Annotated in this window: 16 protein-coding genes and 1 pseudogene; 7 read left to right on the top strand and 10 right to left on the bottom strand. The window is 74.9% G+C overall.

Going from position 1 to position 21,381, the window contains the following annotated elements:
- Positions 1–100: 100 nt before the first annotated feature.
- Positions 101–1,144 carry a GDP-mannose 4,6-dehydratase gene (locus tag ACFWXO_RS39340; RefSeq protein WP_380530506.1) on the bottom strand — a complete coding sequence of 348 codons (1,044 nt, stop codon included), beginning with the start codon at positions 1,142–1,144 and terminating at the stop codon, positions 101–103.
- Positions 1,141–2,349 carry an undecaprenyldiphospho-muramoylpentapeptide beta-N-acetylglucosaminyltransferase gene (gene murG, locus ACFWXO_RS39335; RefSeq protein WP_380530503.1) on the bottom strand — a complete coding sequence of 403 codons (1,209 nt, stop codon included), beginning with the start codon at positions 2,347–2,349 and terminating at the stop codon, positions 1,141–1,143. Before murG ends, ACFWXO_RS39340 begins: the two co-directional genes overlap by 4 nt.
- A gap of 72 nt (positions 2,350–2,421) precedes the next feature.
- Between murG and ACFWXO_RS39330 the strand changes: the two genes are divergently transcribed.
- Both ACFWXO_RS39330 and ACFWXO_RS39325 read left to right on the top strand, forming a co-directional pair.
- Positions 2,422–3,156, top strand: coding sequence for a response regulator transcription factor (locus ACFWXO_RS39330; protein WP_380530500.1), 735 nt, complete (start codon positions 2,422–2,424; stop codon positions 3,154–3,156).
- Entirely contained in the window at positions 3,153–4,541 is a 1,389-nt protein-coding gene (locus ACFWXO_RS39325; RefSeq protein WP_380530496.1) for a sensor histidine kinase, read from the top strand. Before ACFWXO_RS39330 ends, ACFWXO_RS39325 begins: the two co-directional genes overlap by 4 nt.
- 15 nt (positions 4,542–4,556) lie before the next feature.
- On the opposite strand, the gene ACFWXO_RS39320 is transcribed toward ACFWXO_RS39325, so the two are convergent.
- The gene (locus ACFWXO_RS39320) at positions 4,557–5,123 is read right to left on the bottom strand and encodes a Uma2 family endonuclease (protein WP_380530494.1); all 567 of its coding nucleotides are present in this window, start codon (positions 5,121–5,123) and stop codon (positions 4,557–4,559) included.
- Positions 5,124–5,324: 201 nt separating this feature from the next.
- Here ACFWXO_RS39320 and ACFWXO_RS39315 point away from each other — a divergent pair, with 201 nt between their 5' ends.
- Positions 5,325–6,332 (top strand): NADP-dependent oxidoreductase, encoded by a 1,008-nt coding sequence (locus tag ACFWXO_RS39315; RefSeq protein WP_380530491.1) that lies wholly within the window; start codon positions 5,325–5,327, stop codon positions 6,330–6,332.
- 30 nt (positions 6,333–6,362) lie between these two features.
- Here the strand turns inward: ACFWXO_RS39315 and ACFWXO_RS39310 are convergent, their stop codons facing one another.
- Both ACFWXO_RS39310 and ACFWXO_RS39305 read right to left on the bottom strand, forming a co-directional pair.
- Positions 6,363–7,133 carry a phosphotransferase gene (locus ACFWXO_RS39310; RefSeq protein WP_380530488.1) on the bottom strand — a complete coding sequence of 257 codons (771 nt, stop codon included), beginning with the start codon at positions 7,131–7,133 and terminating at the stop codon, positions 6,363–6,365.
- Between the two features lie 76 nt (positions 7,134–7,209).
- Positions 7,210–8,028: a LysR family transcriptional regulator gene (locus ACFWXO_RS39305; protein WP_380530485.1), complete on the bottom strand. Its 819-nt coding sequence runs from the start codon at positions 8,026–8,028 to the stop codon at positions 7,210–7,212.
- 68 nt (positions 8,029–8,096) lie between these two features.
- Between ACFWXO_RS39305 and ACFWXO_RS39300 the strand changes: the two are divergent.
- From ACFWXO_RS39300 to ACFWXO_RS39290, 3 genes and pseudogenes are all read left to right on the top strand, one after another.
- Positions 8,097–8,981: pseudogene (locus tag ACFWXO_RS39300) on the top strand (NAD(P)H-binding protein); the annotation flags it as partial.
- A gap of 195 nt (positions 8,982–9,176) precedes the next feature.
- Positions 9,177–9,509: a putative quinol monooxygenase gene (locus ACFWXO_RS39295; RefSeq protein ID WP_380530509.1), complete on the top strand. Its 333-nt coding sequence runs from the start codon at positions 9,177–9,179 to the stop codon at positions 9,507–9,509.
- Between the two features lie 121 nt (positions 9,510–9,630).
- Positions 9,631–10,389, top strand: coding sequence for an IclR family transcriptional regulator (locus ACFWXO_RS39290; RefSeq protein ID WP_380530482.1), 759 nt, complete (start codon positions 9,631–9,633; stop codon positions 10,387–10,389).
- Positions 10,390–10,407: 18 nt separating this feature from the next.
- Here the strand turns inward: ACFWXO_RS39290 and ACFWXO_RS39285 are convergent, their stop codons facing one another.
- Positions 10,408–11,214: a DUF4389 domain-containing protein gene (locus ACFWXO_RS39285; RefSeq protein ID WP_380530479.1), complete on the bottom strand. Its 807-nt coding sequence runs from the start codon at positions 11,212–11,214 to the stop codon at positions 10,408–10,410.
- 244 nt (positions 11,215–11,458) lie between these two features.
- On the opposite strand from ACFWXO_RS39285, the gene ACFWXO_RS39280 reads away from it, so the two are divergent.
- A complete protein-coding gene (locus ACFWXO_RS39280) occupies positions 11,459–12,280 on the top strand; it encodes a S1 family peptidase (protein WP_380530476.1) in 822 nt (273 codons plus the stop codon).
- 70 nt (positions 12,281–12,350) lie between these two features.
- Here ACFWXO_RS39280 and ACFWXO_RS39275 read toward each other — a convergent pair whose 3' ends face one another.
- The 4 genes from ACFWXO_RS39275 to ACFWXO_RS39260 form a co-directional block, all read right to left on the bottom strand.
- Complete coding sequence (locus ACFWXO_RS39275) at positions 12,351–12,755, bottom strand: hypothetical protein (protein WP_380530473.1); 405 nt, start codon at positions 12,753–12,755, stop codon at positions 12,351–12,353.
- A gap of 112 nt (positions 12,756–12,867) precedes the next feature.
- The gene (locus ACFWXO_RS39270; protein WP_380530470.1) at positions 12,868–13,233 is read right to left on the bottom strand and encodes a hypothetical protein; all 366 of its coding nucleotides are present in this window, start codon (positions 13,231–13,233) and stop codon (positions 12,868–12,870) included.
- Between the two features lie 209 nt (positions 13,234–13,442).
- Positions 13,443–14,921, bottom strand: a complete 1,479-nt coding sequence (locus tag ACFWXO_RS39265; protein ID WP_380530468.1) for a condensation domain-containing protein — start codon at positions 14,919–14,921, stop codon at positions 13,443–13,445.
- Positions 14,918–21,340 (bottom strand): MupA/Atu3671 family FMN-dependent luciferase-like monooxygenase, encoded by a 6,423-nt coding sequence (locus ACFWXO_RS39260; RefSeq protein WP_380530464.1) that lies wholly within the window; start codon positions 21,338–21,340, stop codon positions 14,918–14,920. The genes ACFWXO_RS39265 and ACFWXO_RS39260 overlap by 4 nt, the downstream gene beginning before the upstream one ends.
- Between the last annotated feature and the right edge of the window lie 41 nt (positions 21,341–21,381).

Here is a 21,381-nt window from a genome sequence, read left to right as displayed (position 1 = left end):
CGACACACACACAGACGTCGCTGACCCCGACGCCCCCCCCGCCCCCCGGCCCCCCACCCCCCCGGCGGCGGCCCCCGCGCCCCCCCGACGGCGTCGGTCCTCAGACCGCGTAGCGCTTCGGGTCGAACAGGTGGAGGTGCTCGGCCACCCAGGCCGAGGTCTTGGCCAGCCCCTCCTCCAGCGGGACCTCCGGCCGCCAGCCCGACCAGGTACGGGCCCGGGAGTTGTCGGACAGCAGCCGGTGCACTTCGCTGCCGGCCGGGCGCAGCCGGGCCGGGTCGACCGTGATCTCGACGTCGGTACGGCCGGAGGCGGCGATCAGCGCACCCGCCAGGTCGCCGATCGAGACCTCGTGCCCGGTCCCGAGGTTCACCGCCTCGCCGACCGCGCGGTCGCAGTCGGCCAGGGCGAGGAAGCCCTCGGCGGTGTCCGTGACGTAGGTGAAGTCCCGGGTCGGGGTCAGCGAGCCCATCCGCAGCTCCCGTACCCCGGAGTGGAGTTGGGCGAGGATCGCGGGGATCACGGCGCGGGCGGACTGGCGCGGGCCGTAGGTGTTGAACGGCCGGACCACGGTGACCGGCAGGTCGAAGGCGTGGTGGAAGCTCAGCGCCATCATGTCGGCCCCGATCTTCGAGGCGGAGTACGGGGACTGGGGCTGCAACGGGTGGTCCTCGCCGATCGGCGCGCGCAGCGCCGTTCCGTAGACCTCGCTGGTCGAGGTGTGCAGGACCCGCCGCACGCCGTGCCGCCGCGCCGCCTCCAGGACGTTCTGGGTGCCGACGACGTTGGTGTGCACGTAGGCGCCCGGGGAGTCGTAGCTGTACGGGATCCCGATCAGCGCCGCCAGGTGGAACACCGTGTCGCAGCCCGCCACGGCGTCCGAGACCCGGCCCGCGTCGCGGACGTCGCCGGCCAGCATCTCGACCCGGTCGCTGCCTAGGTGGGCGGCGAGGTAGCCGCGTTCGGCGTACGGCTTGTAGTGGACCAGGGCGCGGACCCGGGCGCCGCGGGCGACGAGCAGGTCGACCAGGGTCGAGCCGATGAAGCCTTCGCCGCCGGTGACCAGGACGGTGCGGTCGGCCCAGGCGGTGGTGGTGTCGGTGGTGGCGCCGACGGTGGTCATGCCGGTGGTGGTGGCGGTCATTCGGCGAGCTCCGTTTCGATGGTGCGGATCGGGGTCGGGTTCGGGATCGGGGCCGGCATCCCGGCCGGGCCGCCGGAGCGGCCGGCCAGGCGGCGGACCCAGTCGGCCAGCAGGTCGGCGGCCCGCGCGTGGGTCCCCCCGGTGGCGGCGGCGCCCATGGCGGCCAGCCAGGAGGGGTCGGCCAGCAGCGGGTCGAGCACGGCGGCCAGGGAGTCCGCGTCGGTGGACTCGTCGCGCAGGATCCGCGCCGCCCCCGCGTCGGCGAGCACCTTGGCGTTGTGGAACTGGTGGTCGCCGGGCGCGTGCGGGTACGGCACCAGCACGGCGGGCACCCGGACGGTGGCGAGCTCGGCCACGGTCGCCGCCCCGGCCCGGCAGACCACGACGTCACTGGCGGCGTAGGCGAGGTCCATCCGGTCCAAGTACGGCACCGCCTCGGCGACGGCGTCCCCGCCGACGGCGGCGAGCCGCAGCCGGGTGTCGTCCAGGGCCTGCGGGCCGGTCTTGATCAGCAGCCGGACGTCCGTCCGGCCGCGCCAGCGTTCGGCCAGGCCGAGCGCGGCCTCGGTCAGCCGGCGCGCGCCGAGGCTGCCGCCGTTGAACAGCACCAGCCGCGCGCCGGGCGGAACACCCAGCCGGTGGCGGGCCTCGGCACGCTCGGCCTGCCGGTCCAGCCGGGCGACCGCACCGGTGAGCGGCATGCCGACGGTGACCGCCCGGTGTCGGCGCGCCTTCGGCAGGTGCTCCCTGGTCTCGTCGAAGGCGAGCGCGATCTGCGGGGTGAGCCGCGCGGCGAAGGCGTTGGCCCGCCCCGGCACGGCGTTCGACTCGTGGATCAGACTGGGCAGTCCGGCCATCCGGGCGGCCAGCACGGCCGGCGCGGAGGCGTACCCGCCCATCCCCACCACGACCTGCGCCCGCTGCTCCTCGACCGCCCGCTGCGCCTGCTTGGCGGCGCGGACCAGGTCCGCCGGCAGCAGGAAGCGCCGGGCACCGAGCGAGGGGTCGAACGGGATCATGTCGACGGTGTGCAGCCGGTAGCCCGCCTCGGGGACCAGCCGGGTCTCCAGGCCCCGCGTGGTGCCCACGAACGAGATCACGGCGTCGGGGTCGGTCTTCCGCAGGGCCTCCGCCAAGGCCAGGCCCGGGTAGATGTGGCCGCCGGTGCCGCCGGCACCGATCACGACCGAGAGTGGTGTGTCCATGGCTCACCACCGTGGCGGGCCGGCCTAAGAGGCCTTTAAGAGAATGCGCGCCTTCGCCCGCTATCTTTCGGTATGCCCCGAACGGGCAGGGGTCGTACGAGGAGCGGAGGGTCGGCGGTGCGGATTCTGGTGGCGGACGATGACCAGGAGGTGCGGGAGGCCGTGGCCGACGGACTGACCGTCGAGGGCTACGAGGTGGTCACCGCGGTCGACGGGCACGACGCCCTGGCAAAGATCGCCTCCCACGAGCCCGACGCGGTCGTCCTCGACGTGATGATGCCGGTCCTCGACGGCCTCGCCGTCTGCCGCCAGCTGCGGGCCCTGCACGACCGCACCCCGGTCCTGGTGCTGACCGCGCGGGACAACATCGACGACCGCGTCGACGGGCTGGACGCCGGCGCCGACGACTACCTCGTCAAGCCCTTCGCGCTGGCGGAGCTCACCGCCCGGCTGCGCGCACTGCTGCGCCGCGCCGCCCTCGACGCGCCCGGCGCCGAGGCCGACGCCGAACTGCGCTACGCCGACCTCGTCCTGGACCCGCGGACCCGCACCGGGCACCGCGGCTCCCGCCGGCTGGAGTTCAGCCGCACCGAGGCGACCCTGCTGGAACTGCTGCTGCGGCACGCCGGGCAGGTGCTCACCCGCGAGACCCTGCTGGAGCGGGTCTGGGGGCAGGACTTCGGCCCCGAGTCCAACTCCCTCGCCGTGTACGTCGGTTACCTGCGCCGCAAGCTGGAGGCGGGCGGCGAACCGCGCCTGGTGCACACCGTGCACGGCGTCGGCTACCGACTGGCCGCGGGCTCGTGACCCTCCGCGTCCGGCTCTCGGTGGCGACCGCCCTGGCCGTCGCCACCGTCGCCCTCGGCCTCAGCTGGGCCGCCTTCGCGGTGATCCGCTACGAACTGACCCACCAGCTGGAGCTGGAGCTCACCCAGGCCGCCACCGTCGCCGTCCAGCAGCAGGGCAACGAACCGCCGGGCGTGCTCTCCGGGCAGTGCCGCTACCTGGCCGCCCCGGCCTGCACCCAGGTCGTCCCGGCCGACCCGGCCCGCGACCCCCGCACGGCCGTCGCCCCGTACCTGTTCCCGGTCACCCCGGCCGTGCGCGAGGTCGCCGCCGGGCGGCGCTCCGCCTATTTCAGCACCGCCACCGTCGCCGGCTTCCCGGCCCGGATGCTGGTCACGCCGTTCCGGGGCGGCACCGCGCTCCAGGTCGTACTGCGCTCGGACGGCGTGGACCGCGCCGTACGGCAGTCCGCGGCCGCGTTCGCCGGGCTCGGCGGCGCCGGGGTGCTGGCGGCCGGGTTCCTCGGCTGGTGGGCCTCCCGGACCGGCCTGCGCCCGGTGACCCGGCTCACCGCCACGGTCGAACGGATCACCGCCACCGGCGACCCCCACCACCGGATCACCTCCCACGCGGCCACCGGCCGCCGCCGGGACGAGGTCACCCGGCTCGGCGAGAGCTTCGACACCATGCTCGACGCGCTGGAACGCTCGGTCACCGCCCAGCGCCGACTGGTCTCCGACGCCTCGCACGAGCTGCGCACCCCACTCACGGCGCTGCGCACCAACGCCGAACTGCTGGCCCGCGGCGACCGCCTCACCGACGCCCAGCGCGAACGGGCCGCCACCGCGCTGGGGCGGCAGCTGCGCGAGGTCACCGGCATGGTCAACGACCTGGTCGAACTCGCCCGGGACGAGGAGCCCCAGGCCCTGGTCGAGCGGTTCCGCCTGCTGCCGCTGGTCGAACACGCCGTCACCTCGGCGCGCGGGCACTGGCCGGGCCAGGAGTTCACCCTCACCGTCGGACCGGGCGCCGACGGGGCGGTCGTGCCGGGCGTCCCCGCCCGGCTGGTGCGGCTGCTGGGGAACCTGCTCGACAACGCCGCCAAGTTCGGCGCCGGACGCGGGCCGGTGGAGGTCCGGGTGGCCCTGGCCGGCGACGGCGCCGACACCCTGGAGGTGTCCGTCCGCGACCACGGCCCGGGCATCGCCGCCGAGGACCTCCCGTACGTCTTCGACCGCTTCTACCGCTCCGACACCGCCCGCCGCCTCCCCGGCTCCGGCCTCGGCCTCGCCATGGCCCGCCAGATCGCCCGCGCCCACGGCGCCGACCTCATCGCCCGCGAGGTCCCGCCGCACCACGGCACCGGCGCCTGCTTCGTCCTCACCGGCCTGCCGGTCGGCCCCTGAGGCGGGCAGGCCGGGTCAGAACCTGCTGGTGTCGAGGTCCACCTCGAAGGGCTCAGGAAGCCTCACCGGCACACCGAACGGGTGCGGGCCCTCCACCCGGGTGTAGCCCAACTCCCCTGGCTGGGAGAACAGCGTGCAGGCTCCCTCCTGACGGTCCACCAACAGATAGAGCGGAGCACCAAACTGCGCGTAACGACGGCGCTTCACAGTCCGGTCGGTGTCAGCGTTCGACGGCGAGGTCACCTCGACAACCAGCAGCGTCTGGTCCGGCAGCAGGGCACCCTCCGACTCGAAGAGCTCCTCCGGCAGGACGGCCATGTCAGGCAGGTAGAAATTCTGCGTGCCCGGCAGATCGAGATTGCCTGAACCCGCCAACAAGCCCAACTCATCCATTCGGCGGCCGAGCTGCTTGCCGATCAGGGCGGTGGCGCGCTCATGCGCCCAGGACGGCGACACGGGGGTGATGACTCCCTCGATGATCTCGACGCGTTCACCCGCAATGTGCTGAATCGCGTACTTCAGAGCCTGCTCCGGGTTCGGCACATGGCTGTAGTCGCCAGGACCGATCTGCGCTGTGCTCACTTGCTGTTCTCCTCTCCGGCGCTGGTTTCCGCGCTCGGGGGCTGCCCAGCGGAAACACTACAGAGCGTTCCGGCCTTCACCCCGCCGCGTCACCAGTTCGAGTGAACCGGTTTCGGACGATCCCTGGCCAGATGACTAAGCGCTTGCTTAGAATCGGCACCTGTCCTCTTCCGCCGTGCGAGTACGCCCCCAGGAGTCGTCATGACCGACGTCAACCGTCAGATCCGCCTTGCCCGTCGACCGGTCGGGGAGGTGCGGCCGGAGGACTGGGCGTACGGGGAGGAGCCGGTGGGGGTGCCCGGGGACGGGGAGTTCCTGGGGCGGGCGCGGTACGTGTCGCTGGACCCGGCGATGCGCGGGTGGCTGGACGACCGGCCGTCGTACCTGCCGCCGGTGGGGCTGGGCGAGGTGATGCGGGCCGGGGCGGTGGCCGAGGTGGTCGCGTCCAACCACCCGAAGTTCCGGGTCGGCGACCACGTGGTGGGCTCCTTCGGGGTCCAGGACTACGCGGTGTCGGACGGCAAGGGAGTGGTCAAGGTCGATCCCGCGCTGGCCCCGCTGTCCACCTACCTCGGGGCGCTCGGGATGCCCGGGATGACCGCCTACTTCGGGCTGCTGGAGGTCGGCGCACTCAAGGAGGGCGAGACCGTGGTGGTCTCCGGCGCGGCCGGGGCGGTCGGCACGATGGTCGGGCAGATCGCCAAGGTGAAGGGCTGCCGGGTGGTCGGGATCGCCGGCGGGCCGGAGAAGTGCGCGCTGCTGACCGAGGAGCTCGGCTTCGACGCGGCCGTCGACTACCGCGCCGAGGACGTCCGCAAGGCCCTGCGCACCCACGCCCCGGACGGCATCGACGTCTACTTCGACAACGTCGGCGGCCCGATCCTGGACGCCGCGCTGACCAGGCTGGCGATGCACGCCCGGGTGGTGGTCTGCGGCGCGATCAGCCAGTACAACAACGAGGACTCGGTGCAGGGCCCGTCCAACTACCTGTCGCTGCTGGTGCGGCGGGCCCGGATGGAGGGCTTCGTGGTGTTCGACTACGCCCGCCGGTACGCGGAGGCGGCGGCCGAGATCGCGGGCTGGATCGGCGAGGGCCGGATCAAGGTGCAGGAGCACCTGGTCGAGGGCACGGTCGCGGACTTCCCGGAGACCCTCGGGATGCTCTTCCGCGGGGAGAACACCGGCAAGCTGGTGCTGGGCCTGTCCTGAACCGCGGACGCCGGAGGCGCCCCGGCTGCCTCAGTCGCCGAGCAGGGCCGCCCGCTCGGCGCGCAGCCAGCGGCGCTCGGCCGCCATCTCGGCCGCGTCGCCGCGGGCGAGGAAAGCCGCCCACGGCTGCTCGCCGCGCCCGCCGAGCCGCTCGATCCGCGCGGCCTCCCGGGCCTGGAGCGCGTCCAGGGCGTCGAGCACCGCCTCCGGCCGCTCGCCGTAGGCGGTGCACAGCGCGGCCAGGCGTTCCCGCAGCACCCCCGGCCCGCTGACGGCGGCCCGCCGCTGCTGTTCGGTGGAGCGCAACGGCACGGCGTACCAGGCGAGTTGGGCGAGGTCGTCGACGGCGTGGCCGGGCGCGGCGAAGTCCCAGTCGATGAAGCCGGCCAGGTGGTCGCCGTCCCAGACGGCGTTCCACGGGCCGAGGTCGCCGTGCCGGATGACCAGGCCGGGCCGCCACTCCTGCTCCGTGCCCTGCCAACGTGCGCCGGCGGGCGGCCGGAAGTCCCGGACGGCGTCGTGGTAGGCGCGCAGCCAGCGCCCGAGGGCGTGGACGCCCGTGGTGGACCGCAGGACGGCAGGCCAGGGTGCGAAGGCGGGTTCGCCGTGCAGCAGCGAGAGCACCTCCTCGCCGCCCTCGACGGCGATCGGCCGTGGGGCCCGCGTGAAGCCCGCCGCCTCCAGGTGGGCCAGCAGCGCGTGCACCGCGGGCGTCCACACGCCGACCGGCCGGCGGATGGTGTCCCCGATCCGCCGCACCGTGGTCACGCTGCCCCGGTCCGTTGCTCCGTCCTCGATCACCGGGGCAGCGTAGCCGTCCCCGCAGGTCGGCGTCGCGCGGGTTTCCCGCCGGGGAGGCGTCCGGGCGGCCGAGCACTCAGGCCGACCGCAGCGTGGCGGTGGCGATCTCCAGGAAGTCGCGCAGCGGCGTGCCCCGCCGGTCGGCCGGGTCGGCCGGGACGGCCAGGCAGGTCTCGACTCCGGGAACGTCGGTGACGGTCCGGTGGACGAGGTCGGGGCGGGCGTAGGAGCGCACCACGCTGAGCGGCAGCAGGCCGATGCCGTGCCCGGAGGCGATCAGTTCGAACTTCTCCTCCAGCGTGGCCGTCCGCCGGAGCGGTGCGTCGAGCATCCGCTCGCCGGCGAGGTCGGCGGTGGTGAGTTCGGCGCGGGCGGCCAGCGGGTGCGTCGCGGGCAGGCAGGCGACCCGGGGCTCGTGGCCGATCGGGATGGTGCGCAGCCCAGAGTCGTCGAACGGCCGCCGCAGGTAGGCCACTTGGCAGCGGCCGTCGCGCAGTGGCGCGTCCGGCTCCCACCAGCGCGCCGGGACGAGGTCGGTCTCGACGTCCGGGTGCCGCAGCGCGAACGCGCGGATCGCCTCCGACACATGGAGGCCGGGCGAGAAGGCGACGACGAGCCGCCGGGTGCCCCGGTCGGCGTCGTGGACGCGCTGCACCGCCGCGGCGACGGCCGCGAGGATCCCCCGTGCCTCCTCCTGGAGCTGTCGGCCGGCCGGGGTCAGTTCCACGCTGCGCGTGGTCCGGACCAGCAGGGTGCACTCCAACTCCTGCTCGATGGCCCGGATCTGACGACTGAGGACGGGTTGGGTGATGTAGAGCTGTTCCGCCGCCCGGCCGAAGTGCCGGTGTTCGGCGACCGCCGCGAAGTAGCGGAGCTTGCGCAGGTCGAGATCCATGCCTGGAAGGTATCAATGCCCCAGGAAGGGTATTGGACGCCGCAGTTGACCGGCCCGAGACTCGACACATGATCGTCATCACCACTCCCACCGGCCAGATCGGCGGCCGGCTCCTCGACCTCCTGCTCGACGGGCCGCACGCCTTCACCGAGGAACTGCGCGTCGTCGTGCGCGACCCGGCGCGGCTCCCGGAGGCCGTCCGGGCCCGCGTCGACGTCGTCGCCGGCTCCCACGACGACCCCGAGGTCGTCGACCGCGCCTTCACCGGCGCGCACGCCGTCTTCTGGGTCGTCCCGCCCACCCCGCAGGCACCGAGCCTGGACGCCGTCTACTCCGGGTTCACCCGGGCCGCCGCCGAGGCCCTCACCGCCCACGGCGTCCGGCACGTCGTCGGCGTCTCCGCGCTCGGCCGCGGCACCCCCGTCGCCCACCGCGCCGGGCACGTCACGGCCTCGCTGGCCATGGACGACCTCCTCGCGGGCACCGGCGCGGCCTACCGGGCGCTCGCCAACCCCTCCTTCATGGACAACCTGCTGGAGCAGACCGCCTCGATCCGGGACCGCGGCGTGTACACCTCCACCGTCGCCGCCGACCGCCCGGCGCCGCTGGCGGCCACCCGGGACATCGCCGCGGCCGCCGCCGACCTGCTGCTCGACCGCTCCTGGACGGGCACCGGCGAAGTCCCGGTGCTGGGCCCCGAGGACCTCTCCGCGAACGACATGGCGCGCATCATGTCCGAGGTCCTCGGCCGCCCCGTCCGCTACGAGCGCCAGTCGCTGGACGACTTCCGCGCCTCGCTCCCCGGGCACGGGTTCAGCCCGGCCCTCGTGGAGGGGTACGTCGACATGATGCGGGCCAAGGACGACGGCCTGGACGCCGGGGTCGAGCGCACCCCGCGGAGCGCGAGCCCGACGACCTTCCGCCAGGGGGGCGCGGAGGGGCCCACGCCGGCCGACCCGGCCTGCCCGACAGGCCCGGGGGGGGCGCCCCCCCCGGGCCCCGGGCGTCGCCCGCCCGGAGGCCGCGGATTCCGGCAGGGACGGAATCGCGGCGGCGCGGGTTTCCCGGGCCGGGCGGCGGTCGGGCAGGGTGGGGGTCCGACCGTCCCCCGATGGGGGTTCGACCGCCCCCCGACCCGAGAGAGCGTCATGATCTTCATCACCGTGAAGTTCCCCGTCCGCCCCGAGCTCAGCGCCCAGTGGCTCGACATCGTCGCCGAGTTCACCGAGGCCACCCGGGCCGAGCCGGGGAACCTGTTCTTCGACTGGTCCCGCAGCGTGGACGACCCGGACGAGTACGTGCTCGTGGAGGGGTTCCGGGACGGCGAGGCCGGGCGGGCGCACGTCGAGTCGGCGCACTTCCGCAAGGCCATGGGGACGCTGTCCGGTGCGGTCGCCGCCAAGCCCCGGATCATCAGCGTCGACCTCCCCGACCGCGAGGGCTGGGACCTCATGGGCGAGATCACCCCGCGCGAGGCCTGAGCCCGGACGCCGAGCGGGGGCCGGACCGGGGGCCGGTGGCCTCCCCCAACCCGGCCCCCGGCACACTGGACGGGTCACGCCGCACCAGCAGGAGCGGCACCAGCACGAGGAGCACCCCGTCATGGCCGGGCAGACCGGGCCGCGCGCCGCCGACCGCACCCTGGAGGTGCTGGAACTCGTCGCGGGGTCACCCTCGCCCGTCCCGGCCAAGGCCCTCGCCCGCAGCCTCGGCTGCGCCCTGTCGACGGCCTACGCCCTCCTCGCCCCGCTCACCGAGCGCGGCTACCTGGTGCGCACCGACGGCGGCTACGCCCTCGGCTACCAGGTCTCCGCCCTGCACCGCGCGTTCCAGCGGCAGATGGGCCTGACCGACGGCATCGACGACCTGCTCGCCCGGATGCGGCAGGCCACCCGCGCGTCCGCGAACTACGTCGCCTACCAGGGCGACGGGCTGGTGATCGCCGACGTGCGCACCGTCGCCGCCGACGGTGACCAGCGGCCCGAGCTCACCGTCGGCGTCGACCCGCGCTCCCACGCCTACGCCCACGGCAAGATCGCCCTGGCCGCCGCCGGCCCGGCCGCCCGCCGCCGCTACCTGGAGCAGCCCGGCCTGCGCCGGTTCACCCCGCGCACCATCGCCTCGGTCGACCGGCTCGACGAGGAGCTGCGCCGGATCCGCCGCACCGGCGTCGCCCTGGACGTCGAGGAGGCCCGTACCGGCCTGGCCTGCCTGGCCGCGCCCGTGCTCGGCGCGGACGGCGCCGTGATCGGGAGCGTCTCGCTGGCCGTCCGCCCCGAGGACCTGCGCGCCCGCCGCCACCAGCTGATCGCCGCCGTCAAGCAGGCCGCCCGGGAGGCGTCCCCGGCGCACCCGTCCTGACGCCCGGGGGCCCCGCCGTCAGGAGGGACCGGGCACCAGCGGGGCGATGACGTGCTGGGTCGGGTTCGTCCCGTTGTCGTCGTCGTTGTCGTCGGTGTTGACCGAGGCGGTGACGGAGCTGGTCGCCCAGGAGACCACGCCGAGGATCAGGAAGAGCACCACCAGGCCGCGCCCGCCGCCGCTCAGCACCAGCGGGCGGGTGGCCGAGACCCGCTCGGGCTCGCTGCCCGGCTCCTCGCCGAACAGGCGCTTGGGGTAGGCGGAGGTGAGCATCACCAGGTAGGCGGTGTAGCGCAGCTGGTAGCGCAGGATCGCGGTCGTCGCCTCGTAGAGCGGCTGCGGCATCCGGCCGAGGACCAGCACCACCAGCCAGATGATGAACGAGACCATCCACCAGCCCGCGTGCAGCAGGCCCTGCACGATGGAGGCGGGGATGACCAGGATGATCCGGAACAGCACGGCCAGCCGGTTCAGTTCACCGGGCCGCAGGCCGACCTGCACCGGGTACTCGGGGGCGCTGAACCGGAACGGCGGGTAGCGGTCCACGGTGAGCATCAGATAGGCGGTGACCCTCGCCTCGTACGGGACGAAGGAGCTGAGGTAGGTCGCCGCGAAGTCGGGCAGCCGGCCGAGGACCAGCGCGCAGAACCAGCCGACCACGGTGACCACGAACGCCACCAGGGACAGCACCCACAGCACCACGAACTGAGGGATCAGCAGCAGCAGGCGCAGCAGCACCGTCCAGCGGTTCTGCTCGGCGGGCGCCGGCATGTCCAGGACGGGAAGCCACTCACGGCTGACGGGGGCGGGGGGAGCCTGCCACATCCGGGCCTCCACGGTCTCGGAACGACGGGGACCCGGCAGTCGTGCACCGCCGGGTCCCTCCGAAGATCGCAGTCCGCCGCCCGCCCCGCGCGCCACGCTGCGCCGGACGGGTCACGCCGCACCCCGGCGCCGTACGGGGGCAATCCCCACCGTTCGTACACCTGGTGTCCGGATGGTCCAGTGGATCTTGGAAAGGAGAGGCTGAGGGGGCAGACGGAAAGTCCTACCTCCGAGGAGAGCCCCGATGTTCAACGGGAAGTCCAGCAAGCGTCGTACGGCCCGCGCCGCGACCGTGGCCGCGGTCGCCCTCGGCTGCGCGGTCGCGACGGCCGGCAGTGCCGGGGCGATCGTCAACGGGACGGCCGCCCCGCAGCGCTACCCGTTCATGGCCTCCGTCCCGGTGTCGGCACCGGGCCTGGACGACGGGGTCTGCGGCGCCTCGCTGATCGACCGCCAGTGGGTGCTGACGGCCGCCCACTGCGTCGACCCGAACCTGGTGAAGCCTGCGGGCACCGTGCGCATCGGCAGCGCGGAGCGCAGGTCCGGCGGCACCGTCCGCGCGATCGCCGGCACGGTCACCCACCCCGGGTACCGGCAGGGAGGCAACGCCGGACCCAACCAGAACGACGTCGCGCTGATCCGGCTGGACCGCCCCGTCAAGGAACGGCCGATCCCGATCGCCGGGCGGCCCGGCGACCCCGGCACCCCGACCCGGCTGCTCGGCTTCGGCACCGTCGTCGACACCGGCGACCTCGGCGGCCTGCGCTTCCCCGACCGCCTCCAGCAGTTGGAGACCCGCCGGGCGGGCGAGGCCGAGTGCGACCCGGGCTACGCGGGCCCCACCCGGCTGTGCACCGTCAGCCTGGTCCCCCGGGCGATGGCCTGCTTCGGCGACTCCGGCGGGCCGCAGCTCCAGCGCGGCCGGGGCGGGCGCTGGGAGCTCGTCGGCGTCACCTCCGGCCCCGGCGTCGGCGGGCACGTGCCGTGCTCCGCCGGCCCCGGCCTCTACAGCAGCGCGCCCGCCTACGCGGAGTGGATCCGCGCGACGATCCGCGCGAACGGCTGAACGCCCGCCCGGTGACGGGGTGACCGGCCCGGGGCGGACCCGGGCCGGTGACCCCGTCACACGGCGCCGGTCAGTAGAACAGGTCCGGGCTGAGCTGGTAGTCGTAGTTGGAGCCGCCGTTCCAGTAGAGGCGCACCTCGGCCTTGTAGTCGTGGCCCGGGCTCGGGTTGCTCAGGGTGTAGCTGAAGCTGTACGGGCCGGTGTGGCAGCCGAAGCTGGTGTCCAGCGCCCTGCCGCCGGTGGTGTAGTCCCAGAGGATCACCTCCTCGGTGCAGTTGCCGTTGCCGAAGTTGGTGTTGGCCGTCGCCGTGACCTGGCCGTTCCCCGCGCTCACACACGCCTGTTCCCAGTCGGGGCCGCCGCAGCCGCCACCGCTGGACGCCGCGGCGGTCCCGGTGCCCGCCAGCGCGAGGCCGGCGGCCAACGCCGTGCCGACCAGGGCGATCGCCGTCTTCCTGACTCCGTTGCCGAACATGACGGTCCTGCCTCTCAGTAGCGGCCCGGTCCGGTGACCGGGCGCAACAGAAGGTTCGGGTACGGCGATGGACGTTTGATGAGCAAGCGCGTCGGACGCGTGCGCGAGTCCGTCAGGCGAGGCCGTGCAGCGTCCGTTCGATGTCGGCCGCGTCCCGGAGGTGGCCCAGTTGCCGGAACCGTCCCAGTGCCTCGCTCAGGCAGCTCCTGGCCCGGTCGGTGCGGCGCAGCGCGGCGAACGCCTCGCCGAGGATCCCGAGCGCGTGCCCCTCCAGGGTGCCCGAGGCCTGCCGGGCCAGCGGGAGCGTCTCCTGCGCCGCCCGGACGGCGGCCCCGGCCCGCCCGGCCGCCAGGTGGACCCGGGCGATCAGCACGCTCGCGGCGACGTGGTAGTCGGTCTGGCCGAAGCGGCGCATCCGCCGGCGGGCGTGCTCGGCCTCGACGAGGGCGGGTCCGAGGTCGCCACCGAGGTGCAGCACCCGGGCGAGGTAGAAGTGGCTGAGGGCCTCCGCGCAGCAGCTGTGCCGCCCGGTGAGCTCGGCGCCCCGGGTGGCGGTGGCCCGGGCCTGGGGGAACCGGCCGGTCTGCGCCTGGTTGACGGCGAGTTCGCCGAGGGCCAGGCGGAGTTCCGGCCGGATTGCCGGGGGGCGCGGGCCGGTTCCGCACGCCGGGCGGGCGGCCGGAACGGTCAGTCCGTCAGCTCCCGGGCCAGGTCCGCCACCATCCGTTCCAGCCAGGACCGGACCGTCCCCGCGTCGAACAGGTCGGCGTCGTACTCGGCCAGGCCCGCGTAGCCGTCCGCGTCCGGGGTGAGGAGCACGGAGAGGTCGGCGCGGGTGGAGGGGCCCGGCACGTCCTCGACCTCGACGGCCAGGCCGGGGAGGTCGAGGGCGATCGCCGGGGTGCTCTGCACCGCGAGCAGGACCTGCGGGTACCCGGCCGGCAACCGGACGCCGCGCTCGCGCAGCGGCTCGACCAGCTGGCCGAAGGGCACCGTGGCGTGGTCCAGGGCGGTGGCCACCGCCCTGGCCGCCGTGTCCACCGAGGCCCCGAACCCGCCGGGCGGGCGGGTGGGCAGCCGGATCGGCAGGCCGGTGGTGAGCAGGCCGACGACCTGCTCGTCCACCGGCCGGGTGCGGTTGGCGTACGAGAGCACCACCAGGGTCTCCGCCGCCCCGGTCAGCTCGCCGAGCAGCCGGGCGTAGGCGGCGAGCAGCACCGCCGAGGCGGTGGTGGAGCGCCCGGCGGCGCAGCGGCGCACCGCCTCGGCCGACCCGGCCGGGACGCGGAAGGCGAGGGTGCCGCCGCGCCCGGAGCGCTGCTCGGGGCGCGGCCGGTCGGTGGGCAGGTCCACCGCCGGCGGGGTGTCCCCCAGGACGTGGGCCCAGTGGTCGAGGGCCTCGGTGACGGCGGCCGGGGTGACCACGGTCCGCTCCCAGCAGGCGTGGTCGGTCATCCGGCCGGGGTCCGGCAGCGCGGCGCCGTCCCCGCGGTACAGCGCGCCCAGGTCGGCCAGCAGGGTGGCCAGGGACCAGCCGTCGACCACGATGTGGTGGAGCGACAGCAGCAGCACCGCGACGTCCTCGGCCGTGCGCAGCAGCCGGGCGCGCAGCAGTCGGTCGCCGTCCAGGTCGAACGGCAGGGCGCCCTCGGCCCGGGTGGCCCCGGCGAGCGCCGCGTCCCGGGCGGCCGGGTCGAGCGTGCGCAGGTCCTCGACCGGCAGCTCCACCGGGGTGTTCGGCCGCACCTGCTGGAGCAGGCCCAGGTCGGTGTGCCGGTAGCCGGTCCGCAGGCTCTCGTGGCGCTCGCTCAGCGCCGTGAGGGCGGCGGCCAGCCGCTCGGGGTCGAGCGGGCCGCGCAGGGTGATGCGCTGGGTGATGTTCCACACCGCCGGGTCGGCGGAGCGGCCGTGCATCCCGTACAGCCGGCGCTGGGCCAGCCCGGCCGGCGCGGCGGCGAGCGCCGTGCCGGAGCCGGTCAGGACGGCCAGCAGCCGGTCCCGGTGCGCCCGGACGAGCCCGGCGGCCTCCTCGTCCAGCGCGCCGGCCGGGGCGAGGTAGCCGAGCCGCTCGCCGGTGGTGCGCAGCACGATCCCGCGCTCGTCGAGCAGCCGGACCAGGCGGTCCCAGCCCTGGTCGGCGGTGGACACGGGGGCGGGGGCGGTCACAGCTCGCCCTCCTCGTAGGCCGGGGCCGGGCGGTCCTGGACGGCCGGGCGGTGGGCGGCCATCGCCCGGATGGTGGGGCGGCGGAAGAACTCCAGCACGCCGATCCGCAGCCCGGTGGCCTCGCGGACCCGGTTCAGCAGCCGGGTGGCGGCCAGCGAGTGGCCGCCGAGGTCGAAGAAGGAGGTCTCCACGCCTGTGGGGCGGCCGAGTTCCTCCTCCCACAGCCGTTGCACGGTGCGCTCCAGTTCGGTGGCCGGGGCGACGGCGGCCAGTCCGGCGCCCAGCGGCAGCGGCTCCGGCAGGGCGGTGGTGTCGAGCTTGCCGTTGACGCTGAACGGCAGTTCGGCGACCGCGGCCCAGAGACCCGGCACCATGTGCTCGGGCAGCAGGTCGGCCAGCCGGTCGCGCACCCGGGGCAGGTCGGCGGCCGCGCACTGGACGTACCCGGCCAGCGCGGTGCCCGTCGCCGTCCGGCGTCCCGTCACGGCGGCGCCGCGCACGCCCGGCACGGTCCGCAGCACGGTCTCGACCTCGCCCGGTTCGATCCGGTAGCCGCGTACCTTGACCTGGCGGTCGGCCCGGCCGAGGTACTCCAGGGTGCCGTCCGGCCGCCACCGGCCGAGGTCGCCGGTGCGGTAGCGGCGGCCCTCCGGGGTGTCGGTGAAGACGGCGGCGCTCTCCTGCGCCCGGCCGGGGTAGCCGAGCCCGACCTGGACGCCGAGCACGTGGATCTCGCCGACGGCCCCGGCCGGGACGGGGCGTCCGGCGGCGTCCAGCAGCACGATCCGGGTGCCCGGCACCGGGCGGCCGATCGAGGCGTGGTCCGGTCCGTCCGGGGTGGCCTCGCCGGCCGTGACCCCGTGGGTCTCGGTGGGGCCGTAGTGGTTCAGCAGCCGGCAGCCGGGGTTGCGGGCCAGGAACGCCCGCAGGGCGGGGGTGAGCAGCAACTGCTCGCCGCCCTGGATCAGTTCGCGCAGGTGGGGCGCCGGTTCGTCGCCGAGCGCCGCGACCAGCGCGGCCAGCGGGGTGTACGGCAGGTGCAGCCGCTCGGCCCGGGTGGCGCGGACCACGGCGGCCAGCGCGGTGATGTCGTAGCGGGTCTCCTCCTCGATCAGCAGCAGGGTGCCGCCGCCGGCCAGTGTGGTCAGCATCTCCTGGACGCTGACGTCGAACCCGCAGGAGGCGTACTGCAGGGTGCGGGCGGCCGGGTGCTCGGCGACGTTCCAGTCGATCAGCGAGGCCAGGCCGAGGGTGTGCATCAGCACGCCCTTGGGGCGGCCGGTGGAACCGGAGGTGTACAGCAGGTAGGCGGCGGCCTGCGCCGACGGGACGGGCAGCGGCGGCAGTTCCGCCCCGCCCGCGGGCCCGGTGTCGGTGTCCGCGTCCGTGTGGACGGTCGGCAGCGAGATGCCCATCAGGTCGGTGCCCCGGGCGGTGAGCAGCACGGTCGGGGCACTGTCCGCGGCGATCAGCCGGCAGCGCTCCGCGCCCTGCACCGGGTCGATCGGCACCAGGACGGCGCCCAGCCGCAGCACGGCCAGCAGCGCGGCCACCTGGTCCGCCGAGCGCGGCAGCAGCACGGCCACCCGGTCGCCCTCCCGCACCCCGGCGGCGAGCAGCCGGCGGGCCAGGCCCTCGGCCCTGGCGTGCAGCGTCCGGTAGTCGGCCGCGGTGCCGTCGGCCGCGACCACCGCGACGGCCTCCGGCCGGTCGGCCACCGTGGCCGCCACCCGGGCCAGCGGGTGCGCGGGCGCCGGCGCCGCCTCCGGTCCGCACTCCAGGGCGGGGTCGGCGGGGGCCGCCGTCAGCTCGGTGAGCGGTCGCGCCGGGTCGGCGACGGCGGCGGCCAGCAGCCGCTCGAAGGCGTCGAACAGCCGGTCCACCGTGGCCCGGTCGAACAGGGTCTCGGCGTACTCCACGTGGCAGCGGATGCCGTCGGGGAGGTTGGTGAGGAAGAGCGCCAGGTCGAAGGCGGAGCGGTCGACCACGTGGTCCAGCGGGCGGGCCGTCACCCCGGGCAGGTCCAGCTCGAAGACCGCGTGGTTCTCGAACTCGACCATGACCTGGAAGAGCGGGTTGCGGCTGGTGTCCCGCTGCGGGTTCAGTTCCTGGACGAGGACCTCGAAGGGCAGCTGCTGGTGCTCGTAGCCGTCCAGCGCGGTGGAGCGGACCCGGTCCAGCGCCTCGGCGAAGTCCGGCTCGCCGGTGAGGTCCAGCCGCAGCGCCAGGGTGTTGACGAAGAAGCCGACCAGGTCCTCGGTGCCGTCCGCCCGGTTGGCCAGCGGAGTGCCCAGCACCACCTCGTCCTGGCCGCTGTAGCGCTGGAGCACCCCGGCGAAGGCGGTGAGCAGCACCATGAACAGGGTCGAGCGCCGCTCGCGGGCCAACTCCCGGATGCCCGAGGAGAGTTCGGCGGGAAGGTGGCGGACGTACGAACGGCCGCGACCGTCCGGTACGGCGGGGCGGGGCCGGTCGGTGGGCAGGGTCAGCACCGGCAGCTCGCCGCCCAGCACCTTGCGCCAGTGGTCGAGGCTCTCCTCGTAGGCCCCGGCGGCCACCGCGGCCCGCTCCCGGGCGGCTTCGGCGGCCGGGGTGGTGGTGAGCGCGGGCAGCCGGTGCGGCCGCTGCTCCCGGGCCGCCCGGTACAGCTCCCCCAGCTCCCGGGTGATCACCACGGTGGACAGGGTGTCGATCACGATGTGGTGCATGGACAGCACCAGGACGTGCCGGTCCGGCCCGGTCGCCAGCAGCCCGGCGCGGAACAGCGGGCCCTCGGCCAGGTCGAAGCGGCGGGCGCCCTCGGCGGCGACCAGCGCGGCCACCGCCTCCTCGGCCGGCCCGTGCACCGGGACCCGCTCCAGCACCGGGCCGTCCGGCGCCGGGATCACCTGCTGGAACGGTTCGCCGTCCTGCTCCCGGAAGACGGTGCGCAGCCCGACGTGCCGCTCCACCAGCGCGCGCAGCGCGGTGTCGAGCGCCTCCGGGTCCAGCGGGCCGTCCAGTTCGACGGCCTTGACCTCGTTGTACTGGGCGGCGTCGGGCAGCATCCGGTGCAGGAACCACATCCGCTGCTGCGCGTAGGACAGCGCGGCGCCCCGCTCGGTGGAGCGGCGCAGCGCGTCGATCTGCGGCAGGCCGGCGGCCACCAGGTCGGGGGCGAGCCCGAAGTCGACGAAGCAGGCGATCTCGTCCGCGCCGGCCGCCCGCAGCTCGGCGAGCACGGACCCGACGCTCTCCGGGGTGCCGATCAGGGCGCGCGAGGCGCAGTAGCGCTCGTAGGCGCGCTCCAGCACGAACTCCAGGTCCTCCTCGCGGGTGTTCTCGAAGTCCAGGGTCAGGCCGAGGCTGTTGGCCATCTGCCCGAACAGCGAGAGCGAGGAGCGCAGGTAGTGGCAGAACGGGCGGTAGGCCTGCGCGCGGGCGGTGGCGAGGTCGGCGCCCAGGTAGGTGTGGACCAGCACCACCACCCGGCCGGCCTCCGGGTCCAGCCCGTGCTCGGCCCGGGTGCGCCGGTAGAGGGCGACGTTCTCGGCGAGTTGGGCGATGTCCTGGGTCATCAGGTTGGTGATCACGCCGAGGTCGTGCCGGGCGGCCTCGCGGAAGCTGTCCGGGTTGCCGACGATCGCGGTGAACATCGGCGGCTGCTCCTGCAAGGGGCGCGGGTGCAGGGTCACTTCGATCGGCTCCCCGTTGCCGTTGCGGCCGCGGTAGGGCTCGCCGCGCCACAGCGCCCGGACGGTGTCGACCTGGCGGTGCATCAGCTCCTTGTGGCCGCCGTAGTTCTCCGGGAAGAACAGGAAGTCGTTGGGGTGCCAGCCGCTGGCGCAGCCCAGCCCGACCCGGCCGCCGGACAGGTTGTCCACCACCGACCACTCCTCCGCCACCCGGACGGGGTGGTGCAGCGGCAGCACCGCGCAGCCCGCGTTGAGCCGGATCCGGCTGGTCTCCCGGGCCAGCGCGGCCGCCAGCACCGAGGGGTTGGGGAAGATCCCGCCGAAGGAGTGGAAGTGGCGCTCCGGCAGCCAGACGGCGTGGAAGTCGTGCCGGTCGGCGAAGCGGGCGCTCTCCAGGACGATGCGGTACTTCTCGTCCTCCGGGGAGTCCTGGGGGTAGTCGCCGAAGAAGTACAGGCTGAAATCGACCGGGCGCTGCGGGTCGCTCACCGGGTGGTACGGAACGGGCTCGGCCCCGGTACCGGTGCGGGATTCCGTGGTGAGTGCGGGCAGTTCGGGCAGGTCGGCCGCCGGGCGCGGGGTCGGGGCCGGGAGCCGCACCCCGGGCGAGGCCGGGAAGAAGCCGCCGCGCCGCAGGCCGCGCAGCGACTCCCGGACGGCGTCGACCACGAACTCCAGGTCGCCGTCGGTGTGGGCGGTGGAGAGGAAGAAGTTGCGCCACTCCCAGACGTAGACCCCGCGGGTCAGCAGCTCCGGGAAGAACAGCTCCACGTCGGCCCGCGGCTCGAACCGGAACAGCGAGCCGAAGTGGGCCAGCCGGAGCGGGAACTCCTCCTCCTCGAAGAACCCGTTGAGGGTCGCGGCCAGTTCGTCGGTGCGGGCGTTCAGCCGCTCCTGGAGGCCGGGACCGGCCTCCTTGAGGTGGCGCAGCACGGCACCGGCCGCGGTCATCGCCAGCGGGTGCTGGATGTAGGTGCCGCCGAAGAAGGTGGTGTCCTGGGGCGGGTAGCTGTCGTCCCCGTAGTCCCAGTGGCCGCCGTCGATCCCGTCCAGGATGTCGGCCCGCCCGGCGATCGCACCGATCGGGTAGCCGCCGCCGAGCACCTTGCCGTAGGTGGAGAGGTCCGGGGTCACGCCCCAGAAGCCCTCGGCGCCGCGCAGGTGGGGCCGGAAGCCGGTGAGCATCTGGTCGAAGAGCAGCACGATGCCGCGGCGGGCGGTCAGTTCGCGCAGCGAACGGACGAACTCGGCCGGCTGGCGCCCCGGGTGGCGGCTCTGCACCGGCTCGACCAGTACGGCGGCGATCCGGTCGCCGAGCTCCTCGATGACCTGGAGGCTCTGCGGATCGCCGTACCGCAGCACGATCAGGTCGGCGACGGCGCTGCCGGGGATGCCGCTCGACACCGGGACGGTCTCCCGGTCGGCGCCGTGGCCCACCGTCCGGCCCAGGGTGTGGTCGAAGTGGCCGTGGTAGGAGCCCTCGAACATGACGATCTTGTCCCGGCCGGTGAAGGCGCGGGCGAGCCGGATCGCCCCGGCGTTCGCCTCGGTGCCGGAGTTGGCGAAGGCGACCCGCTCGGTGCCGGTCAGCTCGGCCAGCAGCTCGGCGGCCTCCCCGGTCTCCGGGCCGCGCGGGCCCAGCCGCAGCCCGCCGGCCAGGTGCTCGCGGACGGCCTCGGCGACGAACTCCGGGTCGTGGCCGAAGAGCAGGACGCCGAAGCCCATGGTGATGTCGACGTAGGTGTTGCCGTCGAGGTCCTCCAGCCGGGAGCCCCGGGCCCGGCGGGCCGCGAGCGGGTAGAGCATCTCCTTGGTCGAGGAGCGGAAGCCCACCACGGCGCGGCTGTCCGCGAGGGTGCGGCGGTGGCGGCGGGTGACCGCCTTGGAGGCGGCGGTACGGGCGGTGAAGCGGGCGACCAGCCCGTCCACGTGGGCGCGCTGCTGCTCGGTCAGGCCGCCGGCGGCCATGCCGGACTCGCGGGAGACGGTCACCCGGGGGCCGTGCACCTGCGGGGCGGCCGGCGCGGGGGCGGCGGCGGGAAGCGGGGCCTCGACGGCCGGGACGACGACCGGGGCGACGGACGGGGGCAGGGCGGCGGGGGCCGCCACCGGGAGGGGCGCGGGCGGTACCGCCCCGGTCGCGGGCGCCGGCCCGGTCCCGGCCAGCAGGCCGAGCTGGTCGCGCATCAGGTCGGAGAACTGGCCGAGCAGCGCGAGCTGGCGCTCGATCAGGCCGGTGCCGTCGGTCACCGGGGCGGAGGCGAGCGGGACCGGGACCGGGGGTGCGGACGGAAGTGCCGGGACGGGCGCGGCAGGAGCGGGCGCGGACGGAACGGTCGCGGCGGGTACGACGGGTGCGGCGGGCGCGGCCGGTACGGGGAGGGCGGGCGTTGCGGCCAGGGGCGCCGGGGCCGCGACCGGTTCGGGCACCGCGACCGGCTCCGGCGCGGCCGCCGGGAGCAGCCCGTCCCGGACGTCGGGCTCCAGCCGGTCGGCGATCAGCCCGGCCAGCCGGGCCGGGGTGTCCGCCGCCTCGAACAGTTCGCGCATCGAGATCCGCACCCGGAAGGCGCGCTCCAGGTCCCGGATCATGTTGATCATCCCGAGCGAGTCGGCGCCCAGGTCGAAGAAGGGGTCGTCGGCGCCGACCGCCCCCTCGTCGTGGCCCAGCTGGCGGGCCGTCTGCTCCAGCACCCGGCGCAGCACCCCCAGTCTCTTATAAACAACAGACGCTGCCCACCACAAAGCAAATGTAGATATCGGTGGTGGCCGGTAGATTAAAAAGA

The organism is Kitasatospora sp. NPDC059088 (assembly GCF_042738155.1).
Classification (GTDB): Bacteria; Actinomycetota; Actinomycetes; order Streptomycetales; family Streptomycetaceae; genus Kitasatospora.
The sequence above is the reverse complement of the archived record's forward strand: the minus strand, read 5'-3'. Positions and strand labels throughout refer to the sequence as shown.

What these genes read in the sequence shown, in the direction of transcription:
- ACFWXO_RS39340 (WP_380530506.1), bottom strand. Translation starts at nt 1,144, where the DNA reads ATGACCGCCACCACCACCGGCATGACCACCGTCGGCGCCACCACCGAC.
- ACFWXO_RS39290 (WP_380530482.1), top strand. Translation starts at nt 9,631, where the DNA reads ATGGCCGGGCAGACCGGGCCGCGCGCCGCCGACCGCACCCTGGAGGTG.
- ACFWXO_RS39280 (WP_380530476.1), top strand. Translation starts at nt 11,459, where the DNA reads ATGTTCAACGGGAAGTCCAGCAAGCGTCGTACGGCCCGCGCCGCGACC.
- ACFWXO_RS39295 (WP_380530509.1), top strand. Translation starts at nt 9,177, where the DNA reads ATGATCTTCATCACCGTGAAGTTCCCCGTCCGCCCCGAGCTCAGCGCC.
- ACFWXO_RS39275 (WP_380530473.1), bottom strand. Translation starts at nt 12,755, where the DNA reads ATGTTCGGCAACGGAGTCAGGAAGACGGCGATCGCCCTGGTCGGCACG.
- ACFWXO_RS39285 (WP_380530479.1), bottom strand. Translation starts at nt 11,214, where the DNA reads ATGTGGCAGGCTCCCCCCGCCCCCGTCAGCCGTGAGTGGCTTCCCGTC.
- ACFWXO_RS39305 (WP_380530485.1), bottom strand. Translation starts at nt 8,028, where the DNA reads ATGGATCTCGACCTGCGCAAGCTCCGCTACTTCGCGGCGGTCGCCGAA.
- ACFWXO_RS39315 (WP_380530491.1), top strand. Translation starts at nt 5,325, where the DNA reads ATGACCGACGTCAACCGTCAGATCCGCCTTGCCCGTCGACCGGTCGGG.
- murG (WP_380530503.1), bottom strand. Translation starts at nt 2,349, where the DNA reads ATGGACACACCACTCTCGGTCGTGATCGGTGCCGGCGGCACCGGCGGC.
- ACFWXO_RS39330 (WP_380530500.1), top strand. Translation starts at nt 2,422, where the DNA reads ATGCCCCGAACGGGCAGGGGTCGTACGAGGAGCGGAGGGTCGGCGGTG.